This window comes from Actinocorallia aurea, from assembly GCF_054783995.1.
In genome coordinates this window covers 1-21,857 of the sequence record NZ_BAAGPQ010000002.1, presented here as the reverse complement: position 1 = coordinate 21,857, position 21,857 = coordinate 1, and the positions used below count along the sequence as shown (strand labels likewise).

The window sequence follows — 21,857 nt, the reverse complement described above, 5'->3', positions numbered from 1 at the left end:
AGGAGACCGTGTGCTGATCGCGGCGGCGGTGTGCCCGCATCCGCCCATGCTCGTCCCGGAACTCGCCGGGCTGGCGGCCCCGGAGCTCGACGCGCTGCGCGGCTCCTGCCTCCGCGCCGCGGCCTCCGTGGCCGGTGGCGGGGAGCTGGTGGTGGTCGGCGGCGCCGAGCGCACAGCGGAGTATCCCGGAACGGCCTCAGGCACGTTCGCGCCTTATGGGCTGGACCTTCGGGTGGGGGAGGGCGAACCTGTCCTGCCGCTCTCCCTGACGATCGGGCGATGGCTCCTGGGCGGACGGGAGCCTTCGGCGTTCCAGGCGATCGCGTTCGACGCGCCCGTGGAGGAGTGCCTGGCGCTCGGGGCAAGGCTCGCGGCAAGGGATGTGTCCCTGCTCGTTATGGGGGACGGCTCGGCCTGCCGGGACGAGAAGGCGCCCGGCTACCTGGACGAGCGGGCGGCGCCCTACGACAGGGAGGTCGCCCGGGCTCTCGGGGATGCGGATGCCGCCGCGCTCGGTCTGCTCGATCCGAGGCTGTCGGACGAGCTGATGGCGGCCGGGCGGGCGGCCTGGCAGGTGCTCGCCGGGGCGGCCCGAGGGCGTCGGTTCAGCGGCGAACTGCTCGCGGACGAGGCCCCCTACGGCGTGGGCTATTTCGCCGCCGTGTGGCGTTAGCGGGTCCGCTGTACGGTTAGCGGCTCCGGCGCTGCTTGTCGGCGATCTGCCGGGCGGTCTCCTTGGCCTTCTGCTGCGCGGAGTCAATCTGGCTTTTGTACTTGTTGCCGGTCTTCTTGTCGATCATGTCGCCGGTCTTGTCGATGGTCGAGTCCGCCTTGTCGGCGTGCTTGCCCAACATGTCCATGACCTTCTGGACGATGCTCATCGGCTTCCCCCCGATACTGGTCCGGGCGGCACGGGTCTTCCGAGCGCCCGATTTCACTGTGTTACTACCCATATCCTTACCGCTATCATCATGCCTCCTGGAAACCGATAAAACGTGAACGTGATCTCCGTGGCCGGACCGACCGCGGCGGGCAAGTCCGACCTCGCCGTCGAGCTGGCGCTGCGCCTGGGCGGCGAGTGCGTGAACACCGACTCGATGCAGCTCTACCGCGGCATGGACATCGGGACGGCCAAGCTCACCGAGGCCGAGCGGCGAGGGGTCCGGCACCACCTCCTCGACATCTGGGACGTCACCCGGCCCGCCAGCGTCGCGGAGTACCAGGAGCTGTCGCACCGGGCGATCGAGGACATCCGGGCCAGGGACGCCGTCCCCGTCCTCGTCGGGGGCTCGGGGCTGTACATCCGGGCCGCCTTGGACGTCCTGGAGTTCCCCGGTACCGACCCGGAGGTGCGCGCCCGCCTTGAGGCGGAGCTGGAGGAGGTCGGCTCCGGGGTCCTGTTCGCGCGGCTGAAGGACGCGGACCCGCTGGCGGCGAAGACCATCCTGCCGTCCAACGGCCGACGGATCGTGCGCGCGCTCGAGGTCATCGAGATCACCGGGCGCCCTTTCACCGCCACCCTTCCCGCCCACCTCTACCGTGATCCCCGGACCGTCCAGATAGGCCTGCTGGTACCGCGCCCCGAACTCGACGACAGGATCGCGCTGCGGGTGGACCGCATGTGGGAGGCCGGCCTTGTCGAGGAAGTACGCGCCCTGGAGGCCGAGGGCCTGAGGGAGGGGCGTACCGCCTCGGCGGCTCTCGGCTATGCGCAGGTCCTGCGGCACCTGTCGGGGGAGTGGACCGAGGAGCAGGCCAAGGAGGAGACCGTCCGGGCCACGCGGCGCTTCGCCCGCCGTCAGGAATCGTGGTTCAGGCGCGACCCGCGTATCGAGTGGCTGCCCTACGACGCCCCTGACCTCCTCGATCGCGCCCTTAAAATCGGTACATGAGCACCCTCAGCGGGCACCCCTTCACCAAGGGGCACGGCACCGAGAACGACTTCGTGATCCTCCCCGACCCCGACGGCGAGCTCGACCTCACCGCCGCAGAGGTGACCCGGATCTGCGACCGCCGCGCCGGGATCGGCGCCGACGGGGTGCTGCGGGTCGTCCGCGCCAAGGCCGCCGGCCTCGACGCCCCCGCCGAATGGTTCATGGACTACCGCAACGCCGACGGCAGCATCGCCGAGATGTGCGGCAACGGCGTCCGCGTCTTCGCCCGCTACCTCGTCGACTCCGGCCTCGCCGCCCCCGGCGACCTGCCCGTGGCCACGCGTGGCGGCGTCAAGGCGGTCTCGCTCGGCGCGAGCGGCGACGTCACCGTCGACATGGGCGCCCCGGAGGTCTTCACCGAGAGCGAGGCCGCGATCGGCGGCACGGTCTACCGCGGTCTCAAGGTCTCGATGGGCAACCCCCACCTGGCCTGCCTGATCGGCCACGACGTCGCCGACCTCGACCTCACCCGCGAGCCCGCCTTCTCCGCCGCCGACTTCCCGGCCGGCGTCAACGTCGAGTTCTTCCGCCCGGTCGGCGCGCGCCGCGTCGCCATGCGGGTGCACGAGCGCGGCTCCGGCGAGACCCGGTCCTGCGGCACCGGCGCGGTCGCCACCGCCGTCGCGGCGGCCGTGGCGGAGGGGAGCGACCCGCTGCGCGAGGCCTCCACCTGGACCGTGGAGGTGCTGGGCGGCACGGTCGAGGTCCTGTTCGACGGCGCGACGAGCTTCCTGCGCGGGCCCGCCGTCCTCGTCGCCGACGGCGTCCTGCGCTGAGGTCCGAAGCCGCCGCCTGCGCGTCAGGGGGCGGTATGGCGCGCCCGCGACGGGTGTCCTAGCCTCTCCTGAACAGGATTCGGTTTCTAGTGGGAGGAAGCGCCGATGACCCTCGCGAGCGCCGTGCAGCGGCACATCCAGGAACTGGGCGGGGCATTCATGTTCTCGCGCGAGGTCCGGGAGTTCGGGCAGACGACAGGCGTCGAAGGCTTCCTCGGCCCCTACTTCCGGGGCCGCTGCGGCGTCCTCGGCGATGTCGACGCCGACGTCGTGGCCTCGGCCGCCGGGTTCTTCCCCGGGGAGGTCGTGCGCTCCTCCTGGGAGTCTGTGGCCATGGCCCCCGAGGAGGCCGCCGATGGCTACCTGCGCGCCTGCCAGGCCTTCGGAAAGCGCAAGCTCGCCTCGTTCGACCAGCCCGAGCGCCTCGCCGAACTCCTGCTCGCCGTCGTCCGGCACGCGGACCCTATCGGCGCGCCGCTGTTCGGCGGCTGGCGGGCGCTGCCCCTGGACGAGGACCCGCGCGGCCGCGTCATGCACCTCGTCCACGCGCTGCGCGAACTGCGCGGCGGACTGCACTTCGTCGCGGTCAAGGCCAGTGGCCTGACCGCGCTCCAGGCCGTCCTGATCGGCGGCTCCCCGCTCAACTCCGGACCCGACCAGGCCCGGCTGTTCGGCTGGCCGGAGCCGTTCGCGGACATCACCGAGGCGCATCAGGCGCTGTGGCGGGACGCCGAGGCCGTCACCGACAGGCTCGCCCAGCAGGCCTTCGAGGCCCTCGACAAGGCCGAAGGCGAAGAACTCGTCGCGCTCTTGGCCGCGGCCCACACCGCCGCGTTCACGCGCTAGGCCCGGGACGCCTCGGGCGAGGCCAGAGAAAGGAACCGGAAACGAAGAGAGCCGGTGGTCGTCCCCCGCCAAGAGTATGACCACCGGCTCATCTGGTTCGCGTCCCGGGGCTCCCGACCCGGGGGGCGCGTACCCCCTTACGTCTACGAAGGTACGGTCCCGGGCATCCCGCCCCGAAGGGACAGCTGTCCCGAAGTCCCCGGGAGTCGGCCGGGGCCCCGGGAGGGCGGTTCGTCCCATGCCCAATCCCTCGGCTCGAGCGCGCGGATGTGTCTCAACGTGATATCTCACTTGCTCTGCGTTGCCGACCGACGGGAGCGGTGTTGCTCTTCCCCCTTGTCCGGCGTGCCGCCGTGGCGCTCGCCCTCGCGGCGGCCGCGGCCAGCCTGGGGTACCTCCTCGCGGCGCTGAGCCTCGATCCGCGGGCGCGGCTCGAAGGGCGGCAGCCGCGCCCGGCGCAGGAGGCCGTCGAGGCAGAGCTGACGGAGCTGAACCTCAACGACCGGACGCCGCTGCACGAGCGGTACCTCACATGGGCGTCCGGCGTGCTCAGGGGCGACTTCGGCCGGACCGTCCAGGGCGCGGAGGTCTCCGCGGAACTGCCCGGCAGGCTCGCCACGAGCGTCGGCCTGCTACTGCCCGGCACCGCGCTCGGCGCGCTCGCCGGGATCGCGCTCGGCGCGTGGGCGGCGCTCGCGCGGGGGCCTGGGCGGGTCTTCACCGCCGTGTCGCACGTGCTGCTGGCCACCCCGGTCTTCGTCATCGCGATCGGGCTCCAGCTCCTCGGGGAGCGGCTCAACACCGCCACCGGGATCCCGCTTGTGCGGTGGGTCGGCGACGGCGACGGAGGGCTCGCCGCGAGCCTCCAGCACCTGCTGCTGCCCACCCTGACGATCGCGCTCGCCCAGCTCGCCCTGTTCGGGCGATACCAGCAGGCGCTCATGCGCGACGCCGCCGAGTCCGAGCACGTGCGCGCCGCGCGCGCACGGGGCCTCCGGCTGTACCCCGCGTACTTCGGCCACGGCCTGCGCACCGCCCTCGTGCCCACAGTCACCTACTTCGCTTACAGCCTCGGTTTCCTGCTCCTGGGCACCGCCTACGTGGAGGTCGCCTTCGGCCGCCAAGGGATGGGCGCCTGGCTCCTGGACTCCCTGCGGGCCTCCGACCCGCATCCCGTCGCGGCCTGCACCGCCGTCGCCGCCCTCGCCGTCCCGGTCGCCACCTTCGCCGCAGCCGTGGCGCACCGCCTTCTGGATCCGATGGCGTCCCGCAAGCGGGCGGGTGCCCTGTGACGGGCGTGACGCAGCCGCTGGGCGGCGCGAAGCCGGGCACGCGCCTCATCGGCGCCCTGTACGGCGATAAGGCAGTCGCCGGAGGGCTGCTCGTCCTCGCGGTCCTCGCCCTCGCCGCGCTCGCGCGCGGCGGCGACGGCTGGCGCGCGATGGATCTGGACGCCCTGCGCGAAGGACCCTCGGCGCGCCACTGGTTCGGCACGACCGGCACGGGCCGCGACGTCGCGGCGCTGACGATGCGGGGCCTGCGCTCGTCGCTGCTGGTGGGCGTCGCCGCCGGGATCGCCGCCACGGCGGTCGCCGCCCTCGTCGGGGCGTTCGCCGGGCTCGTGGGCGGCCTGCCGGACCGCCTGCTGATGGGCGCGACGGACCTGCTGCTGGTCCTGCCCGGCGTGCTCCTGGTCGCCGTGGTCGCCCCGCAAGGCACCTCCCCGGCCGTGCTCGTGCTGCTGCTCGCCCTCCTGCTGTGGCCGCTCACCGCGCGCGCGGTGCGGGCGCAGACCCGGTCGCTGCGGGCGCGGGAGTTCGTGCTGGCCGCCGTGTACCTGGGGGCGTCGCGCCGCTGGATCGTGCTCCGGCACATCCTGCCGAACCTCGCGGGGCTGCTCCTCGCCGACGTCGCGGTCAACGTGGGAATGGCGATCCTCGGCGAGAGCGGACTCGCCTTCCTCGGCTTCGGCGTGGCGCCCCCGGACGTCTCGCTCGGCACGCTCATAGCCGAGGGCGCGCCTTTGGCCACCGTGCAGCCGTGGCTGTTCCTGCCCCCCGCCCTGGTGCTCGTCGCCCTCACCGCGGCCGTCAACCTCCTGGGCAACGGCCTGCACCGCGCGTTGGAGGACCGGTGAACCTCAGGGTGCGGGATCTGCGGATCGCCTACGGCGACACGGAGATCATCAAAGGCATCGGCTTCGACGCGGCGCCGGGCGAGGTCGTCGCCCTGACGGGGCCGTCGGGAGCGGGCAAGTCGGCGGTCGCCCTGGCCCTGCTGGGGCTGCTCCCGCGGCAGGCGCGCTCGTCCGGCGAGATCCACGTGGCAGGGACGCCCGTGCACGGCCTCGGCGACCGGGCCTGGTCCCCGCTGCGGGGAAGCCGGATCGCGCTGGTCATGCAGGACCCGCTCGCCGCCCTCACCCCGGTGCGCGGGGTCGGCGCCCAGGTCGCCGAGGCGGTCCGGATCCACGCGGGGAGGCCGGGCGCCCGTGAGCGCGCGGCGGAGCTGCTGGCCCTGGTCGGCATCCCGGCCGACAGGTACCGCGCCTATCCCGCGGAGCTTTCCGGCGGGATGCGGCAGCGGGTCCTCATCGCGATGGCCGTCGCGCACCGGCCCGCCGTCGTCGTCGCCGACGAGCCGACCGCCTCGCTCGATCCGGCCGTCCGCGAGCGGATCATGGATCTGCTGTGCGGGCTGTGCCGCGACGCCGACAGCGCGCTGCTGCTCATCTCGCACGACCCCGGGCTCGTCGCCCGCCGCGCCGACCGGGTGCTGGCGCTGCGCGACGGCCTGCTCGGCGCGCCCGCACCCGGCAGGGCGCCCGCCGGGCGCCTGCCGCGGGCCCGGCCGACGGGCGCCCCGGTGCTCTCGGTGACCGAACTCGGCTGCGTCGTGGACGGCCGCAAAGTGCTGGAAGGGGCGACGCTGGAGGTGGGCGCCGGAGAGATCGTCGGGCTGGCGGGGGCGTCGGGCGCGGGCAAGACCACGCTGCTGCGCGAGGTGCTGCGGCTGGCCCCGCCGCAGTCGGGCCGCGTGACCGTCTACGGGCGCGACACCAGGACCCTCCAGCCGGCCGCGAGACGGACGCTGCGGACCCGCGTCCAGCCGGTCTTCCAGGACCCGTGGGCGGCCCTCGACCCGGTCATGACGGTCGCCCAGAGCCTCGCGGAGCCGCTGCGCGTCCACCGCCGGCCCGTGCGGGGCAGGGTCGCGGAGCTGCTGGCGCTGGTCGGGCTGCCCGCGGACCTGGCCGCGCGCCGGCCGGGGGCGCTGTCGGGAGGGCAGCGCCAGCGGGTGGCCATCGCCCGCGCCCTGGCGCTCGGCCCCGGCCTGCTGCTGCTGGACGAGCCGGTGTCGGCGCTGGACGCGCGCGCCAAGACCGGGATCGTCGACCTGCTGGGCGAGCTGCGGGCCGCGCTCGACCTGGCCTGCCTGCTGGTGTCCCACGACGAGGACGTGCTCGCCGCGCTCGCCGACCGGACGCTGGTGCTGCGCGAGGGGAGGATCTGGTGAACAGGACCGCGCACGCGCTGGCGGCGCTGCTCGTCGCCGCGTCCGGCATGGTGGCCTGTACGGCCGCGCGTACCAGGGCGCCGGCCGAGGCCGCCGCCTCCGACCTCACCCCTGTGCCGCGCGAGGAGCTCCGTGAGGGCGGCGTTCTGCGCTGGCCGCTCCCCTCCTTCCCCGCGCAGTGGAACGCCCACCACGTGAGCGGGATGGACGGGGCCGCCGAGCTCGTTCTGCGCGCGATCCTTCCGTTCCCGATGGTGTCCGACCCCTCGGGACACGTGACGCCGGATCCGGACTACCTCCTGGAAGCGCGTGTCGTCCGGCGCTCGCCTCAGACCGTCAGGTATCTGCTGAACCCGCGCGCGCGCTGGTCGGACGGCAGGCGCATCGGCTACGAGGACTTCGCCGCGCAGGCCCGCGCCCTGTCGGGAAGGGACCGCAGGTTCAAGGTCGCCTCCAGCACCGGGTACGCCGACATAGCCGAAGTGCGCAAGGGGGAGGCTCCGGACGAGGTCGTGGTCGTCTTCCGCAGGCCGTTCGCGGACTGGCAGGGCCTGTTCTCCCCGCTCTACCCGGCCTCCACCATGCGCGATCCCCAGGTCTTCGACCGGGGCTGGGTGTCCGCGCTGCCCGTCTCGGCGGGCCCGTTCCGCCCCGCGGCGCTGGACCGGACGGCGGGCACCGTCACGGTGGAGCGCGACCCCGCCTGGTGGGGGGAGCCCGCCAAGCTCGCGGAGATCAGGTTCCGGGCGCTGGACGCCGCGGCGCGCGCGGGCGCGTTCGCCAACCACGAGATCGACCTGCTCGACGTCGGAGGCGACGTCGCGGCCTACCTGCGCGCCCGGGACCTGCCGTGGGCGCGGATCCGGCGCGCGGCGGGCGCGGACTGGAGGCATCTGACCCTCAACGCCGCCCAAGGGCCGCTCGCCGACCCGGCGGCGCGCCGCGCCGTCCTGCTGGCGCTGGACCGCGACCTGCTGGCGCGCGCCGCCCTGGCGCGCCTGGACGCCCCGCCGCGCACCCTCGGCAGCCGCTTCTTCGTCGCGGGGCAGCCCGGCTACCGCGACCTCGGCCCGGCCCGGGACGTGACCGAGGCGAAGAGGCTGCTCGGCGGGGCGAGACCCCGGCTGCGGTACGTGATCCCCGCGGGCAACACCGCCTACCGGGAGGAGGCCGAACTCGTCCAGAAGCTGCTGGGCGAGGTGGGATTCGACGTGGTGCTGCGCCCCGTGCCGCAGAACGCGATGATCGCCCAGTATGTGGCGCGCGGCGACTTCGACCTCGTCGCGTTCTCCTGGCTGGGCGGGCCCTTCCCCGCCTCCCTGATGGCGTCGGTGTTCACCTCCGACGGCGGCCAGAACTTCACCGGCGCGGGGGACGGGCAGGTGGACGACCTGCTCGCCAAGGCGGGCCGCTCCCTGGACCCGGCGAAGAGCCGCGAACTGCTCGACGAAGCCGACGCCCGGCTCTGGGGGCTCGCCACGGTGCTGCCCCTGTACCAGCGGCCTCAACTCGTCGCCGTCGACGCCCGCCTCGCGAACATAGGGGCGCCGGGCCTGTCGAACCTCGTGTACGAGGACATCGGCTTCAGGTGAAGGCGGCGGGTCGGCTTCCCGGGCGGGGTCAGGGGAAGGAGATGAGGCGAGCCTTGCGGTCCTCGACGAAGCGGGCGTCCCAGACGTAGAGGCCGAGGTCGTCTTCGGACACCTCGCCGACCTTGTCGTCGGTGGTCACCCGGATGAGGAACTCGGAGTGGGGAGGCATGTACCTGTCCACGCCTTCCTCGACGACCGCGGCGGATCCCTCCAGAGGGCCCACCACCTTGGAGGAGTTCGGCGGGGTGCACATCGAGCCGGGCGCCCCCGGCTGCTCCATGCAGGCCGCAGACTTCGCCTTGGCCTTGGGGACGAAGAGGTCGCCAGGGGTCTCCAGCGGGGCCTGCTCGTCTCCGGTGTTGGCGATGACGTAGTCGGCGTAGGCGTGGCCCTCGTCGTCGCGTCCGGCGGCGACGGCGGCGATGGTGTAGCCGAAGCCGTCGGTGTCGGTGAGGGTCATCGGCTCGCCCGTCGCGGGGCGGGCCAGCCCGGAGGCGGCGGGTGCGGGGCCGGCCTTGGGCTCGCCGGCTCCCGCGCCGGTCTCGCGGGCGATGTAGGAGCCCGCGCCTATGGCGGCGATGGCGAGCAGACCGGCGAGGGCGGTGGTGGCCACCACGGCGCCCTTTCGGCTCTGGCTCTTGCGCCGGCTACCTGGAGAACGGTGCGATCCAGACATGGAGCGTCCAATCTGAGGTGCTGGAGACCGGAGCCTAGCGCACCGTTGCACGGGCAACATGGTGCGGCAGGGACACGAGTGACTTCGCGCCCAGTCCCCGCAGCGACGCGTCGAGCACCTGCGCGGGGTGCGCGACCGCCATCGGCGCGCCGTTCCGCGCCAGCGCCGCGGCGATCTGGGCGGTGCACCCCGGATTGCCGGCCACGAGCAGGTCCGCCCCGGTCGCCCCGACCTGGGCGGCCTTGCGGTCGCCGAGTTCCGCCGCGGCCTCCGGCTGGAAGAGGTTGTAGGTCCCGGCCGAGCCGCAGCACACGTCCGGGTCGGCCACCTCGCGGATCCGCAGCTCCGGGATGCCGCTCAGGAGCGCGCGGGGCTGCGCCCGGACGCCCTGCCCGTGGGCGAGGTGACAGGCGTCGTGGTAGGCGACCGTCAGGTTCAGCGGGTGCCTCACCGCCCGCGGGCCGAGCTCGGCCAGGAACTCGGTGAAGTCGCGGGTCCTGCCCGACAGGTCCGCCGCCCGCTCGGCCCACTCGGGCTCGTCGGAGAACAGCTGCGCGTACTCCTTCATGGCCGAGCCGCAGCCGGCGGAGTTGACGACGAGCGTGTCCGCCCGCTCGAACGCCTCGATCGCCTTGCGCGCGAAGGACTTCGCCTCCTCCGTCCGGCCCGAGTGCAGGGAGAGGGCGCCGCAGCAGCCCTGGCCCTTGGGGATCAGCACGTCGCAGCCCTCCAGGGCCAGCACGCGCGCGGTCGCCGAGTTGACCTGCGGGAAGAACTCCCGCTGCACGCACCCGGTGAGCATTCCGACCACCGCGCGGCGCTCTCCGCGCGCCGCGACCCGCTCGGGCAGCCGCACGGCCCGGCCCAGCGGCGGCGCCAGCCGCTCCATGGCGGCCAGGGCGGGGCTGAGCCGGGCGAGGACGGGCTGGACCGCCCTGGCCAGGCCCGTGGCCTGGTAGAGCCGCAGCGGGCCGCGTACGGCGCGCAGGCGGCGCGGATGCGGGAAGAGGGCGAAGACCGCCTCGCGCAGCGCCCGCTCGGCGCGGGAGCGCGGATGGACGCGCTCGACCTCGGCGCGCGTCGTGTCGATGAGCCGGTCGTAGCGCACCCCCGAAGGGCACGAGGAGACGCATGCCAGGCAGCCCAGGCAGGCGTCGAAGTGGCCCGCCATCTCCGGCGTCAGCGGGGTGCCCTCGTGGTGCTGGGCCATCAGGTGGATCCGGCCGCGGGGGGAGTCCATCTCCTCGCCCCACAGCACGTACGTCGGGCAGGTCGGGAGGCAGAAGCCGCAGTGGACGCAGTCGCCGAGCAGCTCGCCGAACTCGTCGCTCATCTAGACACCTCCGATGAAGCGGCCGGGGGACAGCCGGTGGCCGGGATCGAACCGGTCCTTCACCCTGCGCATCAGGGGAAGGGCCGGAGACGGGCCCCACAGGTCGAGGGAGCCGTGCAGACGGGGAGGCGCGCTGCGGACGATCGTCGTCCAGCGGCGCCGGAGGCGGGCCACGAGATCGGGAGCGGAGGCGGCGAAGGTGCCTATGAACCAGACGCCGCTCCCAGCCGAGCCGCGAATACGGGAGCCGCCCAGCGCCAGCACCTCCGCCAGGTCGCTCGGCTTCGCCCTGACCTCCAGGAGCACCTCGCCGTCCGGGTAGCGGCCCCACCACGCCGGCTCTTCGGCGACCCGAGCGGAGCCGCCGAGCAGCCGGACGGCCTCCGCCGCCCGCGTCTCGGCCGCGCTCCCCTCGAACAGGACGGCCAGCGTGCAGTTCGCTCCGGCGCCGTCGACCTCGATCGCGCTCGGCACGAGCGGCGAGTGCAGGAGCGCCAGGACGGCCCGCAGCGGATCGGGCTCGGCCGCCGTGACGAACACGCGCTGCTCGGGCAGGGGGTGCAGGCGGAAGGAGGCGCGCACGATGAGCCCCAAGGTGCCGAACGACCCTGTGTAGAGCTTGCCGAGGTCGTACCCCGCGACGTTCTTCACCACCTTGCCGCCGGACTTGACGATCTCCCCGTCCGCGCGGATGACGGTGACGCCAATGAGGAGGTCCCTGGGCGTCCCGTACAGCAGGCGCCTCGGGCCCGCCGACGCGGTCGCGAGGGTGCCGCCGACGGTCGATTCCAACGGGGCGTCCAAGGCGAGCTGCTGCCTAGCGGGGGCCAGAAGCTCTTGTAGGCGGGCCACCGGCATCCCGGCCTCGACGGTGACGACGAGATCGCCCGCCGCGTGCTCGACCACCCGGTCCAGCGAACGGGTGTCGAGCAGGACGTCGCAGGACCGGGGCGCTCCTCCCCAGTGCAGCCGGGTGCCGTTGCCGCGCGCTACGACGGTCCGCCCGGCGGCGTGCGCCGCGCGCATCGCCTCCGCGGCCTCCTCGACCGTCTCGGGGCGGACGACCTGCTCGGGCACGACTCCGAGGATCTCGTCCCCCGGGCCGCCGGTCCGCGGTTCGCGCATCAGAACAGCTCCCCCTCGGGCGCGCCCCGCCGGACGCGCGGGATCTCCCCGCACAGCCGCGGCGTGGGGAACACCTTGCCCGGATTGCACAGGTTCGACGGGTCCATGGCGCAGCGCAGGAGCTGCATGGTGTCCAGGTCGGCTTCGGTGAACATGCGGGGCATGTACTTGGCCTTGTCCACCCCCACGCCGTGCTCGCCCGTGATGGAGCCGCCGCTGGAGACGCAGAGGTCGAGGATCGCCCCCGACACGGCCTCGGCGCGCTCCTCGGCGCCCGGCTCCGCGTCGTCGAAGAGGACCAGGGGATGGAGGTTGCCGTCTCCGGCGTGGAACACGTTCGCCACCCTTACCCCCGACTCTTGGGAGAGCGTGTCGATGGCCGCCAGGACGTCCGGGAGGGCGGTGCGCGGGACGACCCCGTCCTGGACGATGTAGGCGGGGGAGATGCGGCCGACCGCCGCGAAGGCCGACTTGCGGCCCTTCCAGATGAGCGCCCGCTCCGCGTCGTCGCGGGCCACCCGCTGCTCGAAGGCGTCCCCGCACAGCGCCGTCACCTGCGCGAACTGGTGGGCGACCTCGGCCTCGTGGCCGTCGAGCTCCACGATCAGCACCGCGCCAGCCCCGGCCGGGTACCCGCACGCGACGGACGCCTCGGCGGCCTCGATGGCCAGGGCGTCCATCATCTCGATGGCGGCCGGGACGATCCCCGCGCCGATGATCGCGCTCACCGCGGCCCCCGCGGTCTCGATCGACGGGAACGCCGCGAGGAGCGTCTGGACGGCCTGCGGCGTCCGGGTCAGCCGGACCGTCACCTTCGTGGTGATCCCGAGGGTGCCCTCCGCCCCGACGAACGCGCCCAGCAGGTCGTAGCCGGGCCCGTCGTCGAGCGTGACGATGTCGCCGTCGGGCGTGACGATCTCGCAGGCCAGCACGTGGTTGGCGGTGAACCCGTACTTCAGGCAGTGCGCGCCGCCGGAGTTCTCCGCGACGTTCCCGCCGATCGAGCAGATCTGCTGGCTCGAAGGGTCGGGCGCGTAGTGGTAGCCGTACGGCCGGACCGCCTTGGAGACGTCCAGGTTGATCACCCCGGGCTCGACGACCGCGCGCTGGTCGTCGAGGTCGATCTCCAGGATGCGCCGCATCCGCGACGTGACGATGAGGACCCCGTCCGTCCGGGGGAGGGCGCCGCCGGACAGGCCCGTGCCGCTGCCGCGCGCGACGTACGGGACGCCGCGCGCGACACAGGCCCGGACCACCGCGGCGACCTCCTCGGCCGACTCCGGGAGCACCACGAGCCCCGGGGACGCCCGGTGGACGGTCAGCCCGTCGCACTCGTAGGTGCGCAGCCGGACGGGGTCATCGATGACAGAGTCCGGCCGCAGCACGCTCCGGAGGTGTTCGGCCAGGCTCTGCAGCATCGGCGCTCCTTACGGGACGCTCGTCAGGGAAAACGGACGTAGGCCGGCGTGGTGAGGAACTCGCTGTAGTCGTCGGCGAGGGTGACCTCCTTGAACAGGGCCACCGCCTCGTTGTACCGGTCGGAATTGTAGGCGTCGCCCAGCTCGGTCTGGATCTTGGCCAGCTCCTCGTCGAGGAGCGTGGTGACCAGTTCCTTGGTGATGAGCGTGCCGTCGGGCAGCTTGACGCCGTTGTTGATCCACTGCCAGACCTGCGAGCGGGAGATCTCGGCGGTCGCCGCGTCCTCCATCAGGTTGTGGATCGCGACCGCGCCGGAGCCGTTCAGCCAGGCGGCGAGGTAGCGCAGCGCGACGTCGATGTTGTTGCGCAGGCCCGCCTCGGTGATCTCACCCGGGGTCTTGTCGACCGACAGCAGGTCGCTCGCGGAGACCTTGACCTCCTCGCGCAGGCGGTCGCGCTGGTTGGGCTTGTCGCCCAGGACGCCGTCGAAGACCTCCCGGCAGACCGGGACGAGGTCGGGGTGGGCGACCCAGGAGCCGTCGAAGCCGTCGCCGGCCTCGCGGGTCTTGTCGGCGCGGACCTTCTCGAACGCGACCCGGTTGACCTCCTCGTCCTTGCGGGACGGGATGAAGGCGGCCATGCCGCCGATCGCGTGGGCGCCGCGCTTGTGGCAGGTGCGGACGAGCAGCTCGGTGTAGGCGCGCATGAACGGCGCGGTCATGGTGATCGCGTTGCGCTCGGGCAGGACGAACTGGGCGCCGCGCGAGCGGAACTTCTTGATCACCGAGAACAGGTAGTCCCAGCGGCCCGCGTTGAGGCCCGCGGAGTGGTCGCGCAGTTCGAAGAGGATCTCCTCCATCTCGAAGGCGGCGGGGATCGTCTCGATCAGGACGGTCGCCCGGATCGTGCCGTGGGGGATCTCCAGGGCGTTCTCGGCGAAGGTGAAGGCGTCGTTCCAGAGGCGGGCCTCAAGGTGCGACTCCATCTTCGGCAGGTAGAAGTACGGGCCCTTGCCCTTGGCGATCTGGCGCTTGCCGCTGTGGAAGAGGTAGAGGCCGAAGTCGAACAGCGAGCCGGACATCGTCTGGCCGTCGACGGTGACGTGCTTCTCTTCCATGTGCCAGCCGCGCGGGCGGACCACGATGGTCGCCAGTTCCTCGTCCGCCTTGAGCGCGTAGGACTTGCCGGTGCGCTCGTCGGTGAAGTCGATGGTGCGGTCGAGGGCGCTGCGCAGGCTGATCTGGCCCTCGATCATGTTGTCCCACAGCGGGGTGTTGGCGTCCTCGAAGTCCGCCAGCCAGACCTTCGCGCCGGAATTGAGCGCGTTGATCGTCATCTTGCGGTCGGTCGGGCCGGTGATCTCGACCCGTCGGTCCTCCAGACCGGGCGCGGGCTCGGCGACGCGCCAGGTGTCGTCGGCGCGGACGCCCGCGGTCTCGGGCAGGAAGTCCAGCGTGCCGCCGTTGTTCAGCGCCTCCTGGCGCTCGGCGCGCTTGGCGAGCAGTTCGAGGCGGCGCGCCCCGAACTCCCGCTGGAGGGAGGCCACGAAATCAAGGGCCTCGGGGGTGAGGATCTCGTCGAATCGCTCGTTTCGGGTTCCGGTGACCTCGATGCCCATCTCGGGACCTTCCTGTCGTCTCGGGATGTCGGCTATCCCGTGCTTGCGGTGGAACGGGCTCAGTAGTCGATTTTCGCTAGATGAAAAACTACTTCTGAGTAATGAAAAGACTAGCCGACTCGGCAGCGGCGAGTCCAAGCCGGGGCCTTCCGCGCGCCCACCCCGGTGGCCGAGGGTGGTCCCGCGCGGGGGATATTGAGGTGAGAACGTCACCTCGTCGTGGCAGGCTGGGGGAAGAACCCGCCGGTCGGCGGCGTTGTGCCAACCAGGAGGAACATGACCGAGTTCAATCAGTTCGACGAGTTCGACGACGCCTACGAGGGTCCTGAGACCACGGGCGACTACGACCTCGCCGAACGGCACGCGCTCCGGCGCGTGGGCGGGTTGTCCACCGAACTGGCCGACGTCACCGAGGTCGAGTACCGCTCGCTGCGGCTGGAGCGGGTCGTCCTCGTCGGCGTCTGGACCGACGGCACCCTCGTCCAGGCCGAGAACTCCCTGCGGGAGCTCGCGCTGCTGGCCGAGACCGCCGGGTCCGAGGTTCTGGAGGGCCTGATCCAGCGGCGGGCCAAGCCGGACCCCGCGACCTACATCGGGTCCGGGAAGGCCGAGGAGCTCGCCGACGTCGTCCTCGCGACCGGCGCCGACACCGTCATCGCCGACGGCGAGCTGACCCCGTCGCAGCTGCGCACGCTGGAGGAGATCTGCAAGGTCAAGGTCATCGACCGGACCGCGCTGATCCTCGACATCTTCGCCCAGCACGCCAAGTCCCGCGAGGGCAAGGCCCAGGTCGAACTCGCCCAGCTGCAGTACCTGATGCCGCGCCTGCGCGGCTGGGGCGGGAACCTGTCGCGCCAGGTCGGCGGCCGGGCGGCCGGCGGCGTCGGCATCGGCGGCCGAGGTCCCGGTGAGACCAAGATCGAGCTGGACCGGCGGCGCATCCGCACCCGGATGGCCAAGCTGCGCAGGCAGATCGCCGAGATGTCCAAGACCCGCGACACCAAGCGCGCGGTACGGCGGGCCAGGCAGGTCCCCGCCGTCGCGATCGCCGGCTACACCAACGCGGGCAAGTCCTCGCTGCTGAACCGGCTGACCGGTGCGGGAGTCCTGGTGGAGAACGCCCTGTTCGCCACGCTCGACCCGACCGTCCGCAAGGCGGCGACCCCGTCGGGCAGGCCGTACACGCTGGCCGACACCGTCGGGTTCGTCCGGCACCTGCCGCACCAGCTCGTCGAGGCGTTCCGCTCGACGCTGGAAGAGGTCGCCGACTCCGACCTCATCCTCCACGTGGTCGACGGCAGCGACCCCGACCCCGAGGCGCAGATCGCGGCCGTGCGCGAGGTCCTGTCGGACGTCGACGCCACCTCGATCGCCGAGGTCATCGTCATCAACAAGGCGGACGCGGCCGACCCCGTCGTCATCGGCAGGCTCCGGCGCGAGTTCAAGCGCAGCGTCGTCGTCTCCGCGCGCACCGGCGCCGGCATGGCCGACCTGCTGGAGCTCATCGAGGCCGAACTGCCCGAGTTCGACCGCGAGGTCCACGTGCTGCTGCCCTACAGCCAGGGCGCGCTCGCGGCCCGCGTGCACGAGCAGGGCGAGGTCGTGAAGACCGAGCACCGGGAGGACGGGACCGAGCTCATCGCCCGCGTTCCCCTCGCCCTCGCCGCCGAGTTGGAAGTCTTCGAGGTGGCGCCTTCGGGGTCGTGATTCTCCGACGTTTCGCCCACGTTTCGCGGACACGCGGACTACGCTGAGGAACCCGGGCGGACCGTGTCACGTTGGGCATGTCAAGAGCTTGTCTGGCAGCCCGGACGTGCACTACCGTGACGAAACCGATATCTCCGGTCTTGTCGTCCCGATGCTCGGCGCCCGTCGAAGCAGCGGCCAGTTTCCGCCGACCGGCAGCCAGCCGGACGGTACCAGCGAGAGCAGGTGGCTCTTGACGCTCCCCGGTCGACCCCTCCCAGCGGACGGTTCGGTGACACGACTATGACGGTTCGTCTGCTGACGAACATCGGGCGCCTGTGGACCGGCACCGATGTGTGCAGCAATGCCGCGATTCTGATCCACAACGACAGGATCGTCTGGGCGGGCCCGTCCGCCGACCTTCCGGAAAGCGTTCCCGGCGTCATCAACGACATCGTCGACGTCGACCACGTGGAGAACCTCGGCGGCGGCCTGGTCACCCCGGGCCTGATCGACGCGCACTCCCACCCCGTCTACGCGGGCAACCGCTGGGCGGAGCTGGCGATGCGCACGAGCGGCGCGAGCCAGCAGGAGATCGCCTCGGCGGGCGGCGGCATCGGCTCGACCGTGACGGTCACCCGCGGCACCGACCCGTGGACCCTGTGCAGCGCCGTGCGCGAACGGCTGCGCGCCTGGGTCATGTCGGGCACCACGACCGTCGAGGCCAAGACCGGCTTCCACCTCACGCGCGACGGCGAACTCGCCGACATCCGGATGCTCCGGTCGCTGGAGAACGAACCGGCCATGCCGCGCATCCACGCCACCTTCCTCGCCGCCAACGTGCTGCCGCCCGAGTTCTTCGGCCGCCGCCGCGACTACATCGACGCAGTCCGGCAGTGGACCGCGGACGCGCAGGCGGCCGGCGCGGACAGCGTCGACGTGTACTGCGACGAGGGACACTTCTCCGCCGACGAGGCGCGGGCCGTCCTCTACACGGCCCAGCAGGTCGGGCTGAAGCCCCGCCTGCACGCGTGCCTGTCCGAGCGCAGCGGCGCCGCCCAGGTCGCCGCCGAGATCGGCTGCGCCTCGGCCGACCTGCTCACCGAGGCCACCGACGAGGACATCAAGGCGCTCGCCCACGCCGGCGTCGCCGCCACCGTCTGCCCGCCCAGCGCGCTGCGCAGCGGACGCGTGCCACCGGTCCGGGCGATGCTCGACCGCGGCGTCACCGTCGCACTCGGCACCGACCACAACCCGGGCGAGAGCGGGATCACCTCGATGCCGCTCGTCGTCGGGCTCGCGGTGGCGATGTTCGGCATGAGCGTCACCGAGGCGCTGCGCGCGGCGACCATCGGCGGCGCGGCGGCCCTGCGGGTGTCCGACCGCGGCACCCTCGCCCGCGGCATGTACGCCGACATCGTCCTGTGGGACGCCGACCACGAGGGCGCCTTCGCCTGGGCGTACGGGCTGCGTGCCCTGCGCGTCTGGCGGGGCGGTGTCCCGGTTCAGCCCTGATCATCGGCGTATGTCCGGTTCGGGAACGTTCCTGGCCGCCCGGGGAGTTCCCGTGGCGGCCGTGTTTCGGGGGTCCGCAACCGGCAGCATCGCGGTCACTTCGCTGTGACGGCCGGTTAACGGTACGGCGGTAGGTTGGCCGGTATGGGCGTTGCGATAGTCACGGATTCCTCCGCTTATCTGCCTCCCGAACTCCTCGCCCGGTACGACATCGGTGTCGTGCCGCTCCAGATCATCATCGGCGGCAAGGTGCGCGACGACGGGGTGGACATCACCTCGGCCGACGCCGCGGACGCGCTCCGGTCCTGGCAGCCGGTGTCGACGTCGCGTCCTTCGCCCGACAGGTTCGCGCACGCCTACAAGGCCGCGTCCGGGGCGGGCGCGGACGCCGTCGTCTCCGTCCACCTGTCGGGCGACATGTCCGGCACGGTGGAGTGTGCCCGGATCGCCGCGGCGGAGGCCGCGGTGCCCGTCCGCGTCGTGGACAGCCGGACCATCGGGATGTCCCTCGGGTTCGCCGCGCTCGCCGGGGCCGTCGCGGCCGAAGGGGGCGGCACCCTGGACGAGGTCGCCGAGGCCGTCCGGGAACGGGCGGAGGCGAGCAGCGCGCTGTTCTACGTCGACACCTTGGAGCATCTGCGACGCGGCGGCCGCATCGGCGCCGCCGCGACCCTTCTCGGATCAGCGTTGATGGTCAAGCCGCTGCTGGGCCTCGCCGACGGCAGGATCGCCCCGTTGGAGAAGGTCCGCACGTCGGCGAAAGCGCTGTCCCGTCTTGAGGAACTTGCGGTGTCCCGGGCCGGGTCGGGGTCGGTCGACGTCGCCGTGCAGCACGTCGCGTCCCCGGCGCGGGCGCGGAGCCTTGCCGAGAGCCTGCGGCGCCGCATTCCGGCGCTGCGGACCCTGCATCTGGGCGAGGTCGGCCCCGTCATCGGCGCGCACGTCGGGCCGGGGATGCTCGGCGTGGCCATCTCGCCCCGCGCCTGACGCGAGAAGTTATCCACAGAATCGAATTCGGTCCGTTCGCGGGCTGATTTCGGGCCTAGCGTCGGCTGCATGAGTGATCACGCGACGTGTCGGATCCGCCACCTGGAGCGGTCCTTCGCCCTGCCCTGCGCGGCCCGCCGCCACGCCCGTGCTCCGCCCTGCCCGCGCACGAACGGTTCAGCGCGGGAGCACACCGCCGACGGCAGCCCGTCCGGCGGTGCGGGGAGACGAAGGGGCGAACGGACATGTGGGGCAGGAACAGCGAGCAGTGGGTCCGCTGGGACGACAGCCAGGACGTCGATTTCTGGGGCCGTCCGCGCCGGCCGGCCCTTGACCGGGTACCCCCGGCGGAGAGGCCGCGCAGCGAGCCTTTTTCCACGGAGGTGGCCGGGGAGCCCCACGGGCGGGAACGTGCCGTCACACCGACCGAGGAACGCTCGCGCGGCTCCGAGCCCGCCGAACGGCTCCTTTCCGGCGGGAAGCCTCGGGGCGGCGGGGAGCGCACCGTGCCCGGCGACCGCCTGCCCGCTCGCCCGGAGGCGACGAGGCGTGAACGCGTCGCGGGAGCCGCCTCACCCGACGAGCGCGGTCGGCACCGGCGACGCGCTGCGGCCACCGCTCAGAAGGCACGGCTCCTGCCCGGATCCGAGGCAGTTCCGTCGGATGCGGGCGGACCGGCCGAGGCGGTGGCGCCTCCCTCGGCGACCTACAGGTCAGGTCCGTCCCGTGGCGGCCGTCCCCGCCGCAAGTCCCGCCGCCAGGAGATCAGAACCCTCCCTGCCGCCCGCCCCGGCACCACTTCTCCGCCCGCCAACCGCGCTGGTGCCACCCCTCCGCCCGTGGCCGCCCTCCCGCCCGTCAGAGGCACGACCGGCGCATGGCAGGCAGCCCGCACCCTTCACGAGCGGCCCGTGCCGGAGTGGACGCGCGGCACGGCCCGAGAAGCCGTGGAGAGCCCCGTGATCGTCCTGTCGGCGATGCCGCCGCGCGGAGCCCTCCGATTCGCCGCATCTTCGCCGCGATCCCCCGAAAGGCCTTCGGCCACCGGATTCCGCCGATCCACGACAAGCACGGCACCCAAAGCCGACCCGGACTCCCCGGCCCGCTCAACCCGCACCGCAGCCGCCTTCCGTCCTGACCCTGCTCAGTTCACCCCCGAACAGCCGGGCTCACACCTCTCCACAGCACCGCCGCCGACCCGCGATCCCTCCCAACCGGACCCTCCCACCGCGCACCGCCTCACCGCTCCCGAGCCCACGAGGCCCCGCACCCCTTTCGCCGCACCCCCGCCCGCCCCGGCGGGGGACGCCACCGCCGCACCCCCGGCCGACACCGAGGCACCCCCTGAACAGGCCCCCCACCCGACCCCGCCCGATCCCGCCCCCGAGCCTCGCCCCCACGACTCCGACCACGGCCGATCCGCCGAGCCCGACCACACGCCCGCAGACGACAGCGCACCCCGCGCCACCGCGCCGGCCCACCCTCACTCCCGCGAGACCGGCCGATCGTTCCCGACCGACGCCGCACCTCGCGCCACCGCCCAGGGGCGCCCCCGCTCCGCCGACGCCGACCGATCCAGCGCGAGCGATCCCATGGTTGGCGCTACAGACCCGGATCGCCCTCGCTCTGGCGATACGGACCGCTCGGGCGCAGGAGACCCTGCGGTGCGTGCTCCCGGTTCAGCTCGCTCTCGCTCCAATAAGGCCGACCGACCGCGTGCGGATGACGCGGCAATTCGCGCGTCCGATTCAGGTCGCCTTCGCTTCGACAGTTCGGACGGGGGCGATCTCGCGGTCGGCGCTTCCGGTTCGGGTCACTCTCGCTCCGATGAGGCCGACCGATCGAGCCCGGATGACGCGGCAGTCCGCGCTTCCGGTCCGGGTCGCCCTCGCTTCGGCGGAGCTGACGGATCAGGCGCGGGCGATGCCATAGCGCCTCCCCATGGTTCAGGTCGCACTTGGAACAGCGGAATGCCCGCGAGAGGAGACGATGCCATGGCCCGCCCTGTCCCCACGGGCCGTCGTCGCCTTGGGAGGGACACCGCCGCCTCAGGCGGACTTCAGGTGTGCGCCCGTCTCGATGCGGAGCCTCGGCCGCATCGCCTCCCGGTGCCCCCGCCCGAGCCGAAACCCCAGCCCGAAGACCTCGACGCGGAGGCACGGGCGAAGACCCCGAACCCTTCCGAGGCGCTCGCCCAGGATGCCCCGCCCGATGACGACATCGCTCCCGGCGACGCGCTGACACGCCCCGACCGCGCCGCCCACCCCGGCGAAGGGCAGGGCACCCATCCGAACGCACGAGATGCAGCGGTGCGTCCCGCTGGCGCGGGCACGTCGCAGGCGGGGAAGGGCGCTTCGGGCCCGGGGAACGCCGTAGCGCGTCGCGCCGGTGCGGGCGGTCCCTGGGTGATGGAAGGTGTCGGTGCTGGTGTGCGAGATGCTGCGGCGCGTCCCGATCATGCGGGTGCCTGGCTGGCGGAGGAGGGAGCCCCGGGCACCGGGGACGCTGTGGCGCGTCGTGGTCGTGCGGGGGGTCCCTGGGCGTCGGAGGGTGTCCGTACCGGTGTGGGAGATGCTGCCCTGCGTTCCGATCGTGCGGGCGAATCTCCTGTGGGTGAGGGATTCTGCGGCTCGGAGGGTGCCGGGGAGCGTTCTGATCGAGCCAGCAATGCTCCGGCTGAGGAGGGTGTGCGGGCGGTGGTGGAGGCCGGGGTGCGTTCTGATGGCGGTGGCGGTTCTTCGGTTGGGGAGGGGGTTCGCGCGGGTGGGGGAGATGCTGCGGTGCGTTCTGAGCGGGCGGGCGCGTCTCGGGTGGGGCGGTGGCCGGGGGAGGTC

At 72.9% G+C, this 21,857-nt stretch carries 17 protein-coding genes; 11 read left to right on the top strand and 6 right to left on the bottom strand.

What is annotated here, in order from left to right; translation table 11 throughout:
* The first annotated feature begins 10 nt into the window (after positions 1-10).
* Positions 11-673: a class III extradiol ring-cleavage dioxygenase family protein gene (locus ACYVOM_RS00300; protein ID WP_460301122.1), complete on the top strand. Its 663-nt coding sequence runs from the start codon at positions 11-13 to the stop codon at positions 671-673.
* A 16-nt stretch (positions 674-689) separates the two neighbouring features.
* On the opposite strand, the gene ACYVOM_RS00295 is transcribed toward ACYVOM_RS00300, so the two are convergent.
* A complete protein-coding gene (locus ACYVOM_RS00295) occupies positions 690-881 on the bottom strand; it encodes an antitoxin (RefSeq protein WP_123662887.1) in 192 nt (63 codons plus the stop codon).
* Between the two features lie 120 nt (positions 882-1,001).
* Here ACYVOM_RS00295 and miaA point away from each other — a divergent pair, with 120 nt between their 5' ends.
* The 7 genes from miaA (at position 1,002) to ACYVOM_RS00260 (ending at position 8,664) form a co-directional block, all read left to right on the top strand.
* Complete coding sequence (miaA, locus tag ACYVOM_RS00290) at positions 1,002-1,892, top strand: tRNA (adenosine(37)-N6)-dimethylallyltransferase MiaA (RefSeq protein ID WP_460302323.1); 891 nt, start codon at positions 1,002-1,004, stop codon at positions 1,890-1,892.
* The gene (gene dapF, locus ACYVOM_RS00285) at positions 1,889-2,710 is read left to right on the top strand and encodes a diaminopimelate epimerase (protein ID WP_460301121.1); all 822 of its coding nucleotides are present in this window, start codon (positions 1,889-1,891) and stop codon (positions 2,708-2,710) included. The genes miaA and dapF overlap by 4 nt, the downstream gene beginning before the upstream one ends.
* A 105-nt stretch (positions 2,711-2,815) precedes the next feature.
* On the top strand, positions 2,816-3,556 hold the full coding sequence (locus tag ACYVOM_RS00280) for an SCO6745 family protein (RefSeq protein ID WP_460301120.1): 741 nt from the start codon (positions 2,816-2,818) through the stop codon (positions 3,554-3,556).
* Positions 3,557-3,879: 323 nt separating this feature from the next.
* The gene (locus ACYVOM_RS00275; RefSeq protein WP_460301119.1) at positions 3,880-4,848 is read left to right on the top strand and encodes an ABC transporter permease; all 969 of its coding nucleotides are present in this window, start codon (positions 3,880-3,882) and stop codon (positions 4,846-4,848) included.
* Between the two features lie 5 nt (positions 4,849-4,853).
* The gene (locus ACYVOM_RS00270) at positions 4,854-5,693 is read left to right on the top strand and encodes an ABC transporter permease (protein WP_460301118.1); all 840 of its coding nucleotides are present in this window, start codon (positions 4,854-4,856) and stop codon (positions 5,691-5,693) included.
* Positions 5,690-7,072 (top strand): ABC transporter ATP-binding protein, encoded by a 1,383-nt coding sequence (locus ACYVOM_RS00265; protein WP_460301117.1) that lies wholly within the window; start codon positions 5,690-5,692, stop codon positions 7,070-7,072. The genes ACYVOM_RS00270 and ACYVOM_RS00265 overlap by 4 nt, the downstream gene beginning before the upstream one ends.
* Positions 7,069-8,664 (top strand): ABC transporter family substrate-binding protein, encoded by a 1,596-nt coding sequence (locus tag ACYVOM_RS00260; protein ID WP_460301116.1) that lies wholly within the window; start codon positions 7,069-7,071, stop codon positions 8,662-8,664. The genes ACYVOM_RS00265 and ACYVOM_RS00260 overlap by 4 nt, the downstream gene beginning before the upstream one ends.
* Before the next feature lie 28 nt (positions 8,665-8,692).
* Here the strand turns inward: ACYVOM_RS00260 and ACYVOM_RS00255 are convergent, their stop codons facing one another.
* From ACYVOM_RS00255 to aceB, 5 genes are all read right to left on the bottom strand, one after another.
* On the bottom strand, positions 8,693-9,277 hold the full coding sequence (locus ACYVOM_RS00255) for a hypothetical protein (protein ID WP_460301115.1): 585 nt from the start codon (positions 9,275-9,277) through the stop codon (positions 8,693-8,695).
* A gap of 97 nt (positions 9,278-9,374) precedes the next feature.
* The gene (locus ACYVOM_RS00250) at positions 9,375-10,673 is read right to left on the bottom strand and encodes a (Fe-S)-binding protein (RefSeq protein WP_460301114.1); all 1,299 of its coding nucleotides are present in this window, start codon (positions 10,671-10,673) and stop codon (positions 9,375-9,377) included.
* Positions 10,674-11,798 carry an FAD-binding oxidoreductase gene (locus ACYVOM_RS00245; RefSeq protein WP_460301113.1) on the bottom strand — a complete coding sequence of 375 codons (1,125 nt, stop codon included), beginning with the start codon at positions 11,796-11,798 and terminating at the stop codon, positions 10,674-10,676.
* Positions 11,798-13,216: an FAD-linked oxidase C-terminal domain-containing protein gene (locus ACYVOM_RS00240; RefSeq protein ID WP_460301112.1), complete on the bottom strand. Its 1,419-nt coding sequence runs from the start codon at positions 13,214-13,216 to the stop codon at positions 11,798-11,800. The genes ACYVOM_RS00245 and ACYVOM_RS00240 overlap by 1 nt, the downstream gene beginning before the upstream one ends.
* Before the next feature lie 23 nt (positions 13,217-13,239).
* Positions 13,240-14,835 carry a malate synthase A gene (aceB, locus tag ACYVOM_RS00235; protein WP_460301111.1) on the bottom strand — a complete coding sequence of 532 codons (1,596 nt, stop codon included), beginning with the start codon at positions 14,833-14,835 and terminating at the stop codon, positions 13,240-13,242.
* 276 nt (positions 14,836-15,111) lie between these two features.
* On the opposite strand from aceB, the gene hflX reads away from it, so the two are divergent.
* The 3 genes from hflX to ACYVOM_RS00220 all read left to right on the top strand — a co-directional run bounded on the left by hflX (position 15,112) and on the right by ACYVOM_RS00220 (position 19,023).
* A complete protein-coding gene (hflX, locus tag ACYVOM_RS00230; protein ID WP_460301110.1) occupies positions 15,112-16,542 on the top strand; it encodes a GTPase HflX in 1,431 nt (476 codons plus the stop codon).
* 282 nt (positions 16,543-16,824) lie between these two features.
* The gene (gene hutI / locus ACYVOM_RS00225; protein ID WP_460301109.1) at positions 16,825-18,036 is read left to right on the top strand and encodes an imidazolonepropionase; all 1,212 of its coding nucleotides are present in this window, start codon (positions 16,825-16,827) and stop codon (positions 18,034-18,036) included.
* 144 nt (positions 18,037-18,180) lie between these two features.
* Entirely contained in the window at positions 18,181-19,023 is an 843-nt protein-coding gene (locus tag ACYVOM_RS00220) for a DegV family protein (protein ID WP_460301108.1), read from the top strand.
* Positions 19,024-21,857: the final 2,834 nt, after the last annotated feature.